A 14,744-nucleotide genomic window follows, 5' to 3' on the forward strand; every position below is an offset into this window, starting at 1 on the left:
CAACATAATAGCGATATTCCAACAGCAAGCAGGTGTCAGTTTCAGGAGTGGCCTATGAAAGCAACGGCATGGTGGCTGGCAATTGCAGCCAGCCTGATGGCAGGTTGCGGTGGTGTGGGGGATGATAGCGCCAGCGCTCCGGCAGCTGGTGAAACCGGCACGGTTCAAATTGCCTTGACCGATGCAGAAGAAGATTTTCTGACTTATCAGGTTGAGGTACTGGGTATCACTCTGGTTCGTGACGATGGCACCGAGGTGGATGTTCTTCCTGCCGCCACGGCAGTGGATTTTGTTCAGTATCAGCAGTTAAGTGAGCTGCTGATGGTCGCGTCCATACCGGCTGGCTATTACCGTAGCGTCTTGGTCAATCTTGATTATGCTGACGCTGATATTGTCGTTCAGGACCGTACTGGTGTGTCTTATAACGCGACAGCGGTAGATTCCCATGGCGAAACCATCAGTACCCTGGAAGTATCCGTTGATTTTGGCGAGGGAGAACTGAATGTTGGCCGTAACAGCGTGGCAGCTCTGACACTGGATCTGGATCTGGCGGCTTCCAACGAAGTACTTTCCTGTGATCCCGCTGTTGTTGAAGTCGAACCTTTCCTGATGGTTGTTGCCAGCGACGATACGGACAAGGAGCATCGTGTTCGTGGCCAGTTGATCCATTCCGATACTGATACTGCAGAGATTACCCTGGCGATTCGCCCCATGCGGCACCGCAGCGGCGAATTTGGCGATCTGGTGGTGGCTGTGACAGAAACAACGCGTTATGACATTGATGGGGTTCCCTATACCGGCAGTGGCGGCCTGGCCTTGATTATGACACTGGATAACGCGACACCGATTGTGAGCTACGGCAGTCTTGATAACACCGGTACGTTTACCGCAACAGAAATATTGACCGGTGCCAGTGTCGTCTGGCGCGGTGGCGATGTGGTGAGCGGTATGGTTAGCGCCCGCAGCGGCCATGGATTCACCCTGAACGGAGCAGTGACCGAGCGCCGTAGCCACGACACCCGCTTTACCTCCATGCCGGAGATGACACTGGCTGAAAGCCTTCTCTACTACGGATTACACCCAGTAAAACAAGGCTGAAAGACAGAAAAGGAAGCGGAGGTGACTGGCTTGGAGACAGACATGGTATGACCGCCAGGTTGAATGATTTCCTGATCTCGGTTGAGCGTCGGGCCTTTCGGATGGTGCGGCTTGCTGCTGCCAATGATGAAGATGCTCTGGATGTAGTGCAGGAAGCGATGACCCGGCTGATCAGCCACTATCGCGACCGGGAGGAAGCGGAATGGCGGCCGCTGTTTTTCCGCATCTTGCAGCACTGTCTCGCCGACAGCTTGCGTCAGCAACGGAAGCAGCGCCGCTGGATGTTCTGGTCGGGCAGTCAGACGGATGTTCCAGACACTGGCAGTGCCGATGGTATGGATGGCTATCTGGGTGATTGCCGCGACGAGCCGGATCAGGCCCTGGCCAGCAGTCGTCAACAGCAAGCGCTGATCAACGCCATTGAGAGCCTGCCTTTCCAGCAACAGCAGTGTTTCTTGTTACGCTGTTGGGAAGGGCTAAGCGTACGGGAGACGGCAGATGCGCTGAATATTTCCGAGGGCAGTGTCAAAACCCATTTGTCCAGAGCACGGCAAAAATTGAATGAGATGGGCTGAGTATCATGATATCGAAATCTGCGGATAAAACCTCAAGGGCTGGACCGGTGACGGTAACCGTAACAGAGCAACAGCTTCTGGCACTGCTGGATGAGCAGGCAGAGGCGTTGCCAGAATCCCTGACCGATCAACTGGCACAACGACGGGCGGCTGCTTTCGGGCAAGCCATGGCTGACACCGATACAGGTCGAACTTCCACGTCCGCTACCTGGTACTCCAGGCCGCTATTGCCAGTGGGAGTGACGGCCTGCTTGATACTGGCCAGTGTGATCTGGTTGATACAAGCCGGGAAGGGGGCGCCAGCAGGTACCCATCCGTCGGGCCATGATACTGTCGCTCTGGCACAGGTCGAGGCACAGCAGCAACTGGATGACATGATGGCGTTGGCGGCGCTTGATGAAGATGAATGGGATATACTGCAGCAATTGGAATTTGCCTATTGGCTAAGCGAGTTACCGAATGCCAATCCCCCAGTCCTGGATAAGGCCGGTTAAGATGGCGGCACTAATAACCCTGTCATCTTCTGCGGGCTGGATGCTGCCGTTGGTGCCTGTTCAGGCAGAACCGGAGGGTGCGCCGAAACGTGAGTCGGACAGTACGCCGGATATTGGACTGTTGCTCTATCTGGCCGATCAGGTCGAGATTGATGACGAGTGGATTGATCCGATGATGCTGCTGGGGGCGTCGCCTCTGACCCCGCAAGATACCGAGGTCAGCAGCCCGGCGTCTGTGCCACAAGCAAGCGTAGGTTTTCCAGACACAACCGAGCCAACCGGGACGCGGTCGGAGGTGGACAATGAAGAGTGAGCATCCCCAGGTATTACTGCAGTGGCCGCGGCGAATCAGTCTGACAATACTCATGCTGATGGCGCTGTTGAGCGGATGGGTACTGTTATCAAAACCCGTGCAGGCACAGGAATGGCAAAGCTTGCCCGACAGCACCCAGCAGTTACTGGAGGGGATATCCGAACGTTGGGACAGTCTGGATGACGAGCGGCAGCAAGCGTTGTTGCGTGGGGTTGAACGCTGGCAGTCGATGACTGACAGTGAACGGCAGGCCGTCAGTGAGCGCTTCAGCCGCTGGCAGAGTTTGCCAGAAAGTCAGCGGCAGATATTACGGGATCGGTTGCACACCTTGCGCGATATGAGCCCTGAGCAGCGCCAGCAAATTCTCGATGCCTTGCATAATTATCAACAGGCGACGCCGGAGCAGCGGCTGCGACTGCGTCAGCGCTTTCAGAGCTTGTCGCCACAACAGCGTAATGCCATACGGCAACAACTGCGTTTAAAACGTTATTAACGGTTACCAAAACCAGTCGAGACCGATTGAAATCTGCTGGTCGTGTGGTGTCTGCAAAGGCATGACCAGCTGGCTGGTGAGTTGCCAGTGAGTATTCAGCAAGGCAACAAACACACTGGCACTGGCCCATTGCTGCCTGACGGTTGTTGTCCGAGCGCCAGTTTGCTGCCAGCGATAGGCGAGGCCGCCGCTGGCGGGGGGCGTTAACAGATCGCCACTCAAGATACGTTGGTAATCCAGCGCGACGCCGGGCGCCCACAAGCGCTGGCTCTGTTGTTCTTCCAGTAACCAGGTCAGGCTCAGCCCCGTACCCAGATCAACACCTGTCTGGGTATCGTCGGCCTGGAGGCTGATGACACGACGCCCGGTCTCCCTTGAGCCGGGCGCCACGATGGCGACCGATTCCCGGCGTTTCGAGTGACTCAGGGTGTGCCCCAGTTGGACATGGCTGCCAAGCAGCCACTGGTCAGCAAGCCAGAAATCCCGGCTGGCAGCAGCGGACAGGGAGCGATCGTTATGGTTTTGGCGCACAGTATGGCGATCCTCCAACACACCGAACTGAACGTCGTAATCCTCGTAGAAACGAGAGCCTTCCAGCCGTAGCCAGCCGTCCTGAAACAAATAGCCGAGAGAGACTGATCCACCCCGGTTCTGGTAGTTCAGGCCGTTATCGGTGGCCTGCTGGCGATCCATGCTGCCAGCGATAAACCATTGCTCATTCCAGGTTGCTGTTGCCGAAACGGCAGGGCCATGATTGTCGAGTTGGTAGTGGCGGTGACTCTCTTCCAGCGAAAGGCGGGCGTATTGCCAGGTCAGCCCGCCTTGCCAGTTGATACCACCTGCGTGCAGCTGCGGGCAGGACAGCAATCCGGCGCAGATGACTGGCAGCAGCAAGCGGCATCGCCAATGGCTTTTGGCACCGCACCAGAATCGGCGGCGGAGTGACAGGGCAAAACATCCGTGTCGAAACATGGTATTTCCCGTACTGCAAGCAGAGACGGCAAAGCGTACTGGTCAACGTGTTGCGAATCCAGTCCTGATAACGGCAGGAAGGAGTGATTGTCGCTGCAATTTGCGCTGGTCGACTGTTATCATGACCGGCTTTTTCGTCATCGGAGCTTCGACGCGTGTATGGCCAGTTGTCGCTATCGCCTGGATCGGTTTATTGCCCAGCATTCAACGTATTCACGTCGTGATGTACGTTTGCTGCTGGCGCAACAACGTATCACGGTTGACGGGGTGGTCGCGCGGGATATTAACCAGCCGATTGGGCCTTTTCATCGGATAACCCTGGACGCTGCGGTGCTGCAACAGCAGCAGCCGGTGTATCTGGGGATGAACAAGCCGGCAGGCGTGGTCAGTGCGACCCGCGATGACGAACATACAACCGTGATCGACCAGTTGTGCCAGCATCCAGGTTGCCCGCTGGCGACAGAACAACTGCAGCAGCTGCATATTGTCGGGCGTCTGGATCGGGCTTCCAGTGGATTGCTGTTGTTGACCAACGACAGTGACTGGTCGCGGCGGCTGATGTCCCCGGAGCACAAGGTCGCCAAAGTGTATCGTGTCACGCTGGCGCACCCGGTCAGTACGGAGTGTATTGCTGCGTTTGCGGCCGGCATGTATTTCCCTTACGAAAATATCACCACCCGTCCGGCATTGCTGGAAATCATGGCTGAGCGGCAAGTACAGGTCACGCTGACCGAAGGTCGCTATCACCAGATCAAACGCATGTTTGGCCGTTTCCGGAACCCTGTGCTGGCACTACACCGGCTCAGTATCGGGCCATGGCAGTTGCCGCCAGAATGTGCGCCGGGAGATAGCTGGCAAGTATTACCTTGATCGCTGTAGGCGCTTGTTCTGCCTGCCGCTACTGTCCGGGTCAAAAAGAGTTGTTGTGTGTCTGTACCCGCCACAGGCGTTCTGTTTGAGTGGGCTTCACTGTTATCCATTGCCCGTTTTTGTGAGTGATAGCCGCTGTGTCGATAACCCTGTGCCGCAAGAGGATTAGATAATGACCCATCGTCATACCGAATTACACCATGTCAGCAGACCGCTGGTCTGGTCTGGCTTCAAGCAACTGGCACCGATTTCTGTGCTGGTCACTGCCTTTGGCGTGGCTTTTGGCCTGGCTGCGGCACAGACCGGCCTGCATGACTCAACCATTATGATGATGAGTGCCCTGGTGTTTGCCGGAGCCGCCCAGTTTGCAGCGTTGGAATTGTGGGGCGCACAGATACCGCTGCTGACGATGATCATCACCGTATTTGCCATTAATGCCCGGCATTTGTTGATGGGAGCAACCCTGTATCCCTGGTTACGGCACCAGCCTCCGTTAAAACGTTACGGCATGATGCTGGTGGCCTCCGATGCCAATTGGGCCATGTCGATGCAGGAGTTCAGTCGCGGCAAACCCGGTCTGGGCCTGCTGTTTGGGGGAGGGATTGCCCTGTGGCTCTTTTGGGTACTGGGTACCTGGCTGGGGATGCATTTTGGTAATGCCATTAATGATCCCAAGAGTTTTGGGCTGGATATGGTGATGGGGTGTTTTTTCCTTGCCCTGATTGTGGGTGGTGAAAAAGATGTGCGCATGTTGTTTATCTGGGTGGTGGCTGCGGCTTCATCATCGCTGGCATATTGGTACTTACCCGATAACAGCCATGTGATTGTTGGTGCCCTGGCAGGCGGCATCGTGGGTACTGTTTGGGGTGGAGAGCAAGATAGTGGACATTGAAACCGCCGGAGGCGGGGCCTTGCTGGTGGTGCTGGTGATGGCGCTGGTGACATTGGCCACTCGCTGGGGTGGCGTTTATGTAATGGCGTTTGTACCCATCAATTACCGGGTCAAACAATTTATTCAGGCCATGTCTGGTTCTGTGCTGGTCGCCTTGCTGACGCCGATGGTGATTAACGGTGATAGTGGTGCCCGGCTGGCCTTGATAACCACCGCAGGCGTTATGCTGCTGGTCAAAAAACCGTTACCGGCGATTGTCAGTGGCGTCACGGTAGCCGCCTTGAGTCGCTATCTTGTCTGAGGAGTGGGTCCTGTCCGGGTAGCCTTGTCCTGTTCGTAAGCAAGGCTGAGCAGGAATCCCGCCCACTGCAGCATCCGATGGTGTGATCTGCGGTAAACTCCCTGCCCGTGTTTGATTATCCATTATCACGACGCACTACTGCGCATCATTACGTATTACTACAGGCCTTTGTTATGTCGTCTCCTGCTGCTTTTGTTCACCTGCGTGTTCATTCTGAATATTCTCTCTACGACAGTACAGTGCGGGTGAAAAAGCTGATTGGTGCCACCGTGGCGGCTGATATGCCTGCTGTGGCCCTGACCGATCAGAGCAATATGTATGCGCTGGTGAAGTTCTACAAAGGCTGTCTGGGTCAAGGTATCAAGCCGATTCTGGGAGCTGATTTATGGCTTGAGAACCCGGAAGACAGCTATGCGCCGTTTCGGGTAACGGCATTGTGTATGACTCCGGCGGGGTATCTTGGTCTGCGTGAGCTGATTTCCCAGGCCTACCTGAACCAGTATCACGACAAGGCGGTGGTCAAGCGGGAATGGCTGATCGAAAAAAACGACGGCCTGATCCTGTTGTCCGGTGCTCGGGAAGGCGATATTGGCCAGCGGGTATTAAAAGGCAAACTGGAAGATGCCGAGGCACTGGCGCTGGAATATCAGCGGGTTTTTGGTGATCGTTTTTATCTCGAGATCCAGCGTACCGGCCGTACTGGTGACGAAGCGCTGGTGAAAGCCAGCCTGGTACTGGCGGGCAAATTGCGGTTGCCGGTGGTGGCCACCAACGATGTGCGGTTTATTTACGCCGACGATTACGAAGCGCATGAAACCCGGGTCTCGATTGGCCAGGGTTATGCGCTGGATGACAAGCGCCGGCCCCGGGAATACAGCAATCAGCAATATTTCCGTAGTGCTGAAGAAATGATCCAGTTGTTTCAGGATGCCCCGACGGCAATCCAGAACACCGTCGAAATTGCCAAGCGTTGTTCGGTTGAAGTCCTGCTGGGCAAATATTTCCTGCCGGATTACCCGATCCCCGAAGGTATGAGTGAAGCGGATTTTTTCCGCAAGATATCCGAAGTGGGTCTGGAAGAACGTCTGGAGGTGATTCTGGCCGGTATTCCGAAAGACTCCGAAGAATACCGTGAGAAGCGCAAACCCTATGATGAACGGCTGATCTTCGAGCTGGATATTATTATCCAGATGGGATTCCCCGGTTACTTCCTGATCGTGATGGACTTTATTCAGTGGGCCAAACAGCACGATATTCCCGTCGGGCCTGGCCGGGGTTCCGGTGCCGGTTCGCTGGTGGCCTATGCCCAGAAAATTACCGACCTTGACCCACTGGAATACGACCTGCTGTTCGAACGCTTCCTGAACCCGGAGCGGGTATCGATGCCCGACTTCGATATCGACTTCTGTATGGAAGACCGCGAAAAAGTGATCGCCTACGTGGCAGACACTTACGGCCGTCAGGCGGTTTCCCAGATCGTTACCTTCGGCACCATGGCTGCCCGTGCGGTGGTACGTGACGTTGCCCGCGCCCAGGGCAAGCCATTTGGTCTGGCCGATCGCTTGTCGAAGCTGATTCCGGGTGATCCTGGTATGACGCTGGAAAAAGCCCTCGATGCCGAAGCCCCGCTAAAAGAATTTCTGGAAGAAGACGAAGAAGCCCAGGAAATCTGGGAAATGGCGCTCAAGCTCGAAGGTATCGCCCGCCAGACCGGTAAACACGCTGGTGGTGTGGTGATCGCGCCGACCAAACTGACCGACTTTTCCGCCACCGCCTGTGAGCCGGACGGCAGTGGTCTGGTGACCCAGTTCGACAAGAATGACGTTGAAGAAGCCGGCCTGGTGAAATTCGACTTTTTGGGTTTGCGTACCCTGACCATTATCGATTGGGCGCTGAAAACCATTAACAGCAAGCGCGCCAAGGAAAATCTGCCCCCGGTCGAGATTGAGCATATTCCGCTTGATGATGAAGCGTCGTACACCCTGCTTAAAAAAGCCCAGACCACTGCGGTGTTCCAGCTCGAATCCCGAGGCATGAAAGACCTGATCCGCCGCCTGCAGCCTGACAACATTGAAGACATGATCGCCCTGGTGGCACTGTTTCGCCCCGGCCCGCTGGAATCCGGCATGGTGGACGACTTTATCAACCGGAAACACGGCCGTGCCAAGGTGGCATATCCGCACCCGGATTTTGAACACGAAAGCCTGAAAGAAGTCCTCGAACCCACCTACGGCGTTATTGTTTATCAGGAACAGGTGATGCAAATCGCCCAGGTACTGGCCGGCTACACCCTCGGTGGCGCGGATATGCTGCGACGGGCAATGGGTAAGAAAAAACCGGAAGAAATGGCCAAGCAGCGGGATATTTTCCGCAGCGGTGCCATTGATACCGGAGTCGATCCTGATCTGGCGATGAAAATTTTTGACCTGGTGGAGAAGTTTGCCGGTTACGGTTTTAACAAATCCCACTCGGCCGCCTATGCTGTGGTGTCGTACCAGACACTGTGGCTGAAACAGCATTATCCGGCACCTTTTATGGCGGCGGTATTAACCTCCGACATGCAGAACACCGACAAGGTCGTGATCTTCTTTGAAGAGTGTCGGGAAATGGGGCTGGAGCTGGTCTTGCCCGATGTGAACCAGTCGCACTTCGGTTTTACCGTCAATGATGACGGTGCGATTGTATACGGATTGGGAGCCGTGAAAGGCGTAGGTGAAGGGCCGATTGAGGCCATTATTGCCGCCCGCGAAGCCGGTCAACCCTTCCAGGACCTGTTTGATTTTTGTCAGCGTGTAGACGGAAAAAAACTCAACAAACGAGTACTCGAAGCCCTGGTTCGTTGTGGTGCATTTGATGCCCTGCCGGTTGCTGCCCCCCGGGCAGTGCTGATGGCCAGTATCGAGGACGCGATGAAAAGCGCCGGCCAGACTGCTGCCAACGAAGCCGCCGGCATGATGGATCTGTTTGGTGAGGTACAGGCCGAAGAAGCGGTGGGTGCCGATCCGTACGAACGTTTCCGCAAGCTGCGAGACTGGACGCTAAAAGAACGTCTGCAAGGTGAAAAAGATACCCTTGGCCTGTTTGTAACAGGACACCCGTTCGATGAATACGAAGCGGAAGTGCGGCAGCTGGCTCCTGCCAAACTGGCCAACCTGCAAGACAGCAAAAAACCGCAGAAACTGGCCGGGTTGGTGGTGGATATGCGTTTGATGAAAAACAAGCGCGGTGAAAACATGTGTTTTGTCACCCTGGATGATCGCTCTGGCCGGATGGAAGTGGCGCTGTTTTCAGATGTTTATGAACAGGTACGGGAAGTGGTTGCCAAAGACAAGGTGCTGATTGTGGAAGCCCAGATCAGCAACGACTCGTATTCTGGTGGTTTGAAAGCCATTGGTCGTTCCGCCATGGAAATCACCCAGGCCCGTTTGAATTTCGCCCAATCAATCCGTATTCACATGAATGGTGAACAACTGGATGATACCTTTTGCCGGTCACTTGGGCAGTTATTACAGCCGTTGGAAGGAGGCTGCCCGGTGGTGCTGGACTATCGTAACGAGACCGCCCGTTGTGACATTCGCCTCGGCGAAGAATGGCGGGTTAACCCAACCGATGAACAGTTGCTGCAACTACGCTATGAATTTGGTGAGCAAGCGGTCGAACTGGTGTTCGGCTAGCCTGATGTCGACAGCAGCACGATGACGGGGAGAGCGTAGTGATGGCAAGCACCCCTGAGGCGGAGTCCGGGTTACTGGCAACGTCACTGGCAGAAATTCTGGCCCGGCGGATAACGCCAGCCGGTCGGATCTGGGTTGGATTCAGTGGTGGTATGGATTCATGTGTGTTGCTGCATTTGCTGGCGCATTGGTGGCAACAGCAAGGTGGCGCTTCGTTATGCGCCGGATTACACGCCATCCATGTTCACCACGGCTTGATGGCAGAAGCCGATGAGTGGGTCGATTTTTGCCAGCAACAGTGTCAGCAACTGGGAATACCACTGGTGGTTGAACGGGTCACGTTAGGAGGTCGTCAAGACGGCCTTGAACAGGCGGCCCGGCAAGCGCGTTACGAGGTTTTTCAGCATTATTGCCAGGAGCACGACTGGCTGCTGTTAGGGCACCATGCTGACGATCAGGTCGAAACCCTGTTCAGCCGCCTGACCCGGGGCAGTGGCTTGGGCGGCTTGGGGATGCCTCAAGTGCGTTATTTGTCGTCAGACGGCAAAGGCCATGCTCCCCGGTTGTTACGGCCGTTACTGGCTTGCTCCCGGCAACAATTGCGTCAGTACGCCCAGACACACCAACTCAACTGGATAGAAGACCCCTCCAATCAGGATACCCGGCTGGAACGGAACTGGTGGCGGCAACATCTGTTACCGCAATTGTCGCAGCGGTTTCCTGGCCGTGAGCACTCACTCAAGCGTACGGTACGGCGTCTGGCAGCGGATAAATCCGCCTTTGACCATCTGTTGGCACCGGTGCTGGCGCAATGTGTGGCTGCCGATCAATGGCCCGCCAGTGTCGGCCCCTGTCTGGATATTCAGGCCTGGCAAGGGCAAGCGGCGGTATTACACGAGCCATTACTGTTTGCCTGGTTACAGCAAGCCGGTGTTGATGTCGTCAGTGAAGCCCGGCTGGGTGCGCTGGTCAAACAGGCGTTATATGCCGCGGCCGATGCACAGGTGCTGATAGAACTGGGAGATGTGCAGGTGCGGCGCTTCCGGGGACGTTTGCATCTGGTACAGGCTGAGCGTGACTGGCCCATAACCCCGGCCACTACCCTGGTATTAACCGATCCGGGTGTGCCGGTGACGACCACCCACTTGTTGTTCTGGTCGGTTGGTGAGCTGGTGCTGGCAGAGGCCAATCGTGCTACACCTGCGGGCATTATCAGGCCAGGGGAGTATCAGTTGACGAATCTGTTACAGATTCAGGCATCGTTTCAGGCGCATACTCAGAGGTCGAACACGCCAAGATTACGACCACCAGGGCGTCCTTCCAAATCATTGAAACAACTCTGGCAAGAAGCCGGTATTCCCCCTTGGTTACGGCCGCATTGGCCGCTGTTACAGCAGCAGAAAACGCTGGTGGCGGTGGTGGGAGTTGCCTGCGACCAGGCAGTGGCAGCAGACGCTGACCAGGGTGGCTGTACGCTGCTATGGCAGTCTGGAGTGCTGTGCTCCGGCGACTAGCGGCGGAACCGGTGGTTATTTCCAGACTCTACCCCTTAACGTCGTTCGACGGTCTGCCCGATGACCTGCTGGCCAGAGAGCCGGTTGGGTTGACGTGTAGCGTCAAGTCAGCGGACGGATCGCTGGCAGCCAACATAGACAGAAACAACGAGGATACATGCAACAAGGTCTGACCACAGGATTGGTGATATTGATCACAGGTGTAGCGGTCGCAGGATATTGGCAGGTTAGGGAGCCACATTGGCCGACATTTTTCCCTGAAATACGTGAGCACTTGGGAATAAATTCGGTGGAGCCGTCGTTATCTCTGACTGGCCAACAGATACCTGCTATTCAGGCCGGTGCAGATGAGGCCGGTGTGGGTGCGACTGCAACCTTGCCTTCGGCAGCGATAGCGGGCACTGACCCGCTGACCGAGTCTGATTCGTCCGCGAATACGGATCAGGGACATGACCAGACCGGCGCGAGCCAGTCAGCGGATCATAACGCCATCAAGGCGGTGTCCTCCGCAGCAGCAGACCCGAAGCAGCAGGAAACCACCTCAAAACCATCGCCGGTACAGTCCAGGGAACCGTCTCTGGAACAACCAAAGAACAAGAATACCGTTGTCAAAATCCAGGAAAATGTGGCGGAGTGGCAACCACCGACCGAGCAGCAACAAGCGCTGGAAGAGGATATGCTGCAGTCAGAAAACCCGCCATTAAACCTGCGATTACCCGATAGCCTTGAACAAGAGCCGTACAATTTCAGTACCAACCCGGCGCTGCTGCCCAATGTATTTAATACACAGCAACCTGCATCGGTGCTGGATATGTCGGGCAAACTGTACTGGGATGAGTCGGAAGAGGCGGAGACCAAACCAATGCGGGAAAATATTACCGGCGCTGAAGTTGAGCTACGTTTTCGTTTACCTTGAACGCTACCCGCCAATAACACGCTGGAGCAGACCAACAAGCTGGAGCAGGCAGAAGGAAATTGGCGATAGGCGATAGGCGAAAACACAGGGAGGCAAAGCCTCCCCGGCAAGCATAAATCCAGCGGTATCTACCGGCTCAGGAAATAGCCATTCCCAACCCCAATACGGCGATATAACCCACGCTATAAGCCAGCAGCAAGGCCAGGCTATAGCGCAGGTAAGTACCGAATGTCAGTGCTTCAATTTTGCTCATGGCGACAATCCCGGCCGCCGAACCAATGATCAGCAACGAACCACCCACACCCACGGCGTAAGTTAACGACAGCCATTCGGCCAGGTTCATGCTGACGTCGGCTTTCAGCAAGGCGGCGGTTAATGGCACGTTATCAATCAAGGATGACAACAACCCCATCAGGTAGTTGGCCGACCAGGCGGGCAGGTGCTCGTACAGCTTGACGAAGGTGTCGAGGGCGTGGATCTCTTTCAACGCGCCGACCAGCAACAGAATGCCAAGGAAAAACAACAAGGTATCGAATTCGATCTGGCGAACGTAATCCAGAATCGGATCATTGACCGTATCTTCACCGTACAGATGCGCCACCAGAAACATCACTGCCAGGCCCGTCAGAAAGCTCAGTACCGGCGGAATATCAAACAGCACATTACCGGCAATGGTGGAGAGAATGGTAAACAGGAAAATAATCGCAATGGCGGAGTCGACCCTTTGCAGGACATGGGTCTTGTGCTGAATGATGGCAGTATCGGTGAGTGGAGCGGACAGTATGGTGGCGAGTAACAAAACAGCCAGCAGCGAGGGCATCGACAGCAACAGCAGGTTGGTGATCGAGACCTTGCCTTCAAGGAAAATCATCAGGGTGGTGACATCACCGGTAATCATGGCGACCCCGCCAGAGTTGACGGCGAATACCACCAGAGTGGCAAAACGCAGGGTTTTTGGGGTCGGCAGGTTCAGCGACAGAATCAGGGCGATGGAAATCAGGGTGGCGGTGATGTTATCGGCTAACGAAGAAAACACAAACGAGAACAGCCCAGTCAGAAATAACAATTTGCGTTCGGATATCTGGCTGGGCAGTACCTTGTAAATCAGGCTTTCGATCATGCCTTTTTTGTTCAGATACACCACAAAAGTCATGGCGGCCAACAAGAACAGCCAGAGGCTGGCGATTTCGCCAATATTTTCTTCCAGCCCATCAATCACACGCTGATGCTCGGCGGGATCAGGGTTGCTGCTACTGAATACAAACAGCAAGACCCAGGCAAGAGCGCCAAAGAAGAGCACCGATTGTGCTTTGTTGATATGGATGATTTCTTCGAGGACAACGGATAGCAGGCCAAGAACGGCCAAGCCTATCAGCAGGTATTGCAGTATATCTGTCATGCGGGCTCCGAATCGATGAAAGACTTCGTTCACCAGACATCACGGTAGCCGTATTGAGAGGGAAGAAGTATCCATCTCCAATAAAATAGTAAGGCGGCTATTCTAGAGCAGAAAACATTCGTGAAATAGTAGTTAATTAACGAACATTGCAATACTTTGGTGTTGATAATCGTACGAAAATCAAGCCTTCAGGCGTACAAAGTCGTCATTTTTGAGGGGCTGCGGGGTAAGATGGCGAGAAAGTGTCGTGCGGGCGGTGTCAGTCTGTGGAAACAACATCCAAGTCATTTCCTCTTGGGCGCGGGCTTAAGTAGCCGGGGTTGTATCGGCCGGAGTGGCATTCCAGTCGCATAACAATTCCGCCAGTACATGGGCCTGTACATGTAGAGCTTCCAGTTCTTCCGGTGTATCTCGTGAGCCAGAGAACAGTGGGATGGTACGCAGCCGGGATACCAGCGGGTGGGATGGATTGGCAAAACGGTTTTTCTCGATGTTCCAGCGGATATTCGCCGTGAGCATGCGGAAAAAACTCAGCTTGGTGGCGAGGGAAAACGTCGAGAAATCGGTAATATCACGAAAATGCTCATAGTCGACACCGGCGAGGATGGCATTGCGGGTTTTAACACGTAACGACGCCGAACGACGATCATCGAGCACCATGGCCATTACGCCAAGCAATTCTCCTGCGCTGATAATATTGATGGTCTCGCTGTTGTCATCTGCCATCACTTCCAGCTCGCCACGCAAGAGAAAATAAAGAATATTGGCAGGGGCATCCTTGTGCAGAATGAGTTCTCCCTGTTCGGCAAAACCGAATTGGGTCTGAGACATCAGCAGTTCGAATTGCGTTTGATCGGTACTGATCAGTTCTTTGTAAAAAGTCACACCAGCCAGAAGACGATGAAGGGTATCCGGCGGGCAATCCTCACGAGTGATACGTCGCATAGATTTTCCAGCAATAATAAGGGTTAGAATTGGGCGACTATAGCACGGCAGATTATGTCCGCTATTGCATAGATCAACAGGAATCCGACTTTCATTTTTTTGAAAAGAAAAAATCCAGCCACGATTCACTGCTAAAAAATGATTATTTAACAAATAGTTAGATAAATTTTCTACTACTCTGTGAAATAGCCAAACGAATAATGCTGCCCTGTAGGGGACATCTATTTAATCCGGTGCTCACTCTGGGCTACCGGATGGTTTCGAATCACGAAGCCGACTTGCAGGCCT

Annotated in this window: 14 protein-coding genes; 11 read left to right on the plus strand and 3 right to left on the minus strand. The window is 54.7% G+C overall.

The window, feature by feature from the left end:
- Positions 1-54 precede the first annotated feature (54 nt).
- From Q8W24_RS10465 to Q8W24_RS10485, 5 genes are read left to right on the plus strand one after another with little or no spacing between them, the layout of a single operon-like run.
- Entirely contained in the window at positions 55-1,098 is a 1,044-nt protein-coding gene (locus Q8W24_RS10465; protein WP_305414023.1) for a DUF4382 domain-containing protein, read from the plus strand.
- 47 nt (positions 1,099-1,145) lie between these two features.
- Complete coding sequence (locus Q8W24_RS10470) at positions 1,146-1,673, plus strand: RNA polymerase sigma factor (RefSeq protein ID WP_305414025.1); 528 nt, start codon at positions 1,146-1,148, stop codon at positions 1,671-1,673.
- 47 nt (positions 1,674-1,720) lie between these two features.
- Positions 1,721-2,167, plus strand: a complete 447-nt coding sequence (locus tag Q8W24_RS10475) for a hypothetical protein (RefSeq protein WP_305414027.1) — start codon at positions 1,721-1,723, stop codon at positions 2,165-2,167.
- 1 nt (position 2,168) lies between these two features.
- Complete coding sequence (locus Q8W24_RS10480) at positions 2,169-2,480, plus strand: hypothetical protein (protein WP_305414029.1); 312 nt, start codon at positions 2,169-2,171, stop codon at positions 2,478-2,480.
- Positions 2,470-2,973 carry a DUF3106 domain-containing protein gene (locus Q8W24_RS10485; protein WP_303431893.1) on the plus strand — a complete coding sequence of 168 codons (504 nt, stop codon included), beginning with the start codon at positions 2,470-2,472 and terminating at the stop codon, positions 2,971-2,973. Before Q8W24_RS10480 ends, Q8W24_RS10485 begins: the two co-directional genes overlap by 11 nt.
- 3 nt (positions 2,974-2,976) lie before the next feature.
- Here the strand turns inward: Q8W24_RS10485 and Q8W24_RS10490 are convergent, their stop codons facing one another.
- Positions 2,977-3,945, minus strand: coding sequence for a hypothetical protein (locus Q8W24_RS10490; RefSeq protein WP_305414033.1), 969 nt, complete (start codon positions 3,943-3,945; stop codon positions 2,977-2,979).
- An 87-nt stretch (positions 3,946-4,032) separates the two neighbouring features.
- On the opposite strand from Q8W24_RS10490, the gene Q8W24_RS10495 reads away from it, so the two are divergent.
- The 6 genes from Q8W24_RS10495 to Q8W24_RS10520 all read left to right on the plus strand — a co-directional run bounded on the left by Q8W24_RS10495 (position 4,033) and on the right by Q8W24_RS10520 (position 12,112).
- Positions 4,033-4,815 (plus strand): pseudouridine synthase, encoded by a 783-nt coding sequence (locus tag Q8W24_RS10495; RefSeq protein ID WP_303431895.1) that lies wholly within the window; start codon positions 4,033-4,035, stop codon positions 4,813-4,815.
- Between the two features lie 172 nt (positions 4,816-4,987).
- Complete coding sequence (locus Q8W24_RS10500; protein ID WP_303431896.1) at positions 4,988-5,707, plus strand: AzlC family ABC transporter permease; 720 nt, start codon at positions 4,988-4,990, stop codon at positions 5,705-5,707.
- Positions 5,697-6,008: an AzlD family protein gene (locus tag Q8W24_RS10505; RefSeq protein ID WP_305414035.1), complete on the plus strand. Its 312-nt coding sequence runs from the start codon at positions 5,697-5,699 to the stop codon at positions 6,006-6,008. Before Q8W24_RS10500 ends, Q8W24_RS10505 begins: the two co-directional genes overlap by 11 nt.
- 173 nt (positions 6,009-6,181) lie before the next feature.
- Positions 6,182-9,682 carry a DNA polymerase III subunit alpha gene (gene dnaE, locus Q8W24_RS10510; RefSeq protein ID WP_305414037.1) on the plus strand — a complete coding sequence of 1,167 codons (3,501 nt, stop codon included), beginning with the start codon at positions 6,182-6,184 and terminating at the stop codon, positions 9,680-9,682.
- A gap of 41 nt (positions 9,683-9,723) precedes the next feature.
- A complete protein-coding gene (gene tilS, locus Q8W24_RS10515) occupies positions 9,724-11,196 on the plus strand; it encodes a tRNA lysidine(34) synthetase TilS (protein ID WP_305414039.1) in 1,473 nt (490 codons plus the stop codon).
- A 289-nt stretch (positions 11,197-11,485) separates the two neighbouring features.
- On the plus strand, positions 11,486-12,112 hold the full coding sequence (locus tag Q8W24_RS10520; RefSeq protein ID WP_305414041.1) for a hypothetical protein: 627 nt from the start codon (positions 11,486-11,488) through the stop codon (positions 12,110-12,112).
- 136 nt (positions 12,113-12,248) lie between these two features.
- Here the strand turns inward: Q8W24_RS10520 and nhaD are convergent, their stop codons facing one another.
- Entirely contained in the window at positions 12,249-13,511 is a 1,263-nt protein-coding gene (nhaD, locus tag Q8W24_RS10525) for a sodium:proton antiporter NhaD (protein WP_303431901.1), read from the minus strand.
- Between the two features lie 306 nt (positions 13,512-13,817).
- Positions 13,818-14,456: a cyclic nucleotide-binding domain-containing protein gene (locus Q8W24_RS10530; protein ID WP_303431902.1), complete on the minus strand. Its 639-nt coding sequence runs from the start codon at positions 14,454-14,456 to the stop codon at positions 13,818-13,820.
- Positions 14,457-14,744: the final 288 nt, after the last annotated feature.

Origin of the sequence: Oceanobacter sp. 4_MG-2023 (assembly GCF_030689165.1) — a bacterium.
Taxonomy (GTDB): domain Bacteria; phylum Pseudomonadota; class Gammaproteobacteria; order Pseudomonadales; family Oceanobacteraceae; genus Oceanobacter.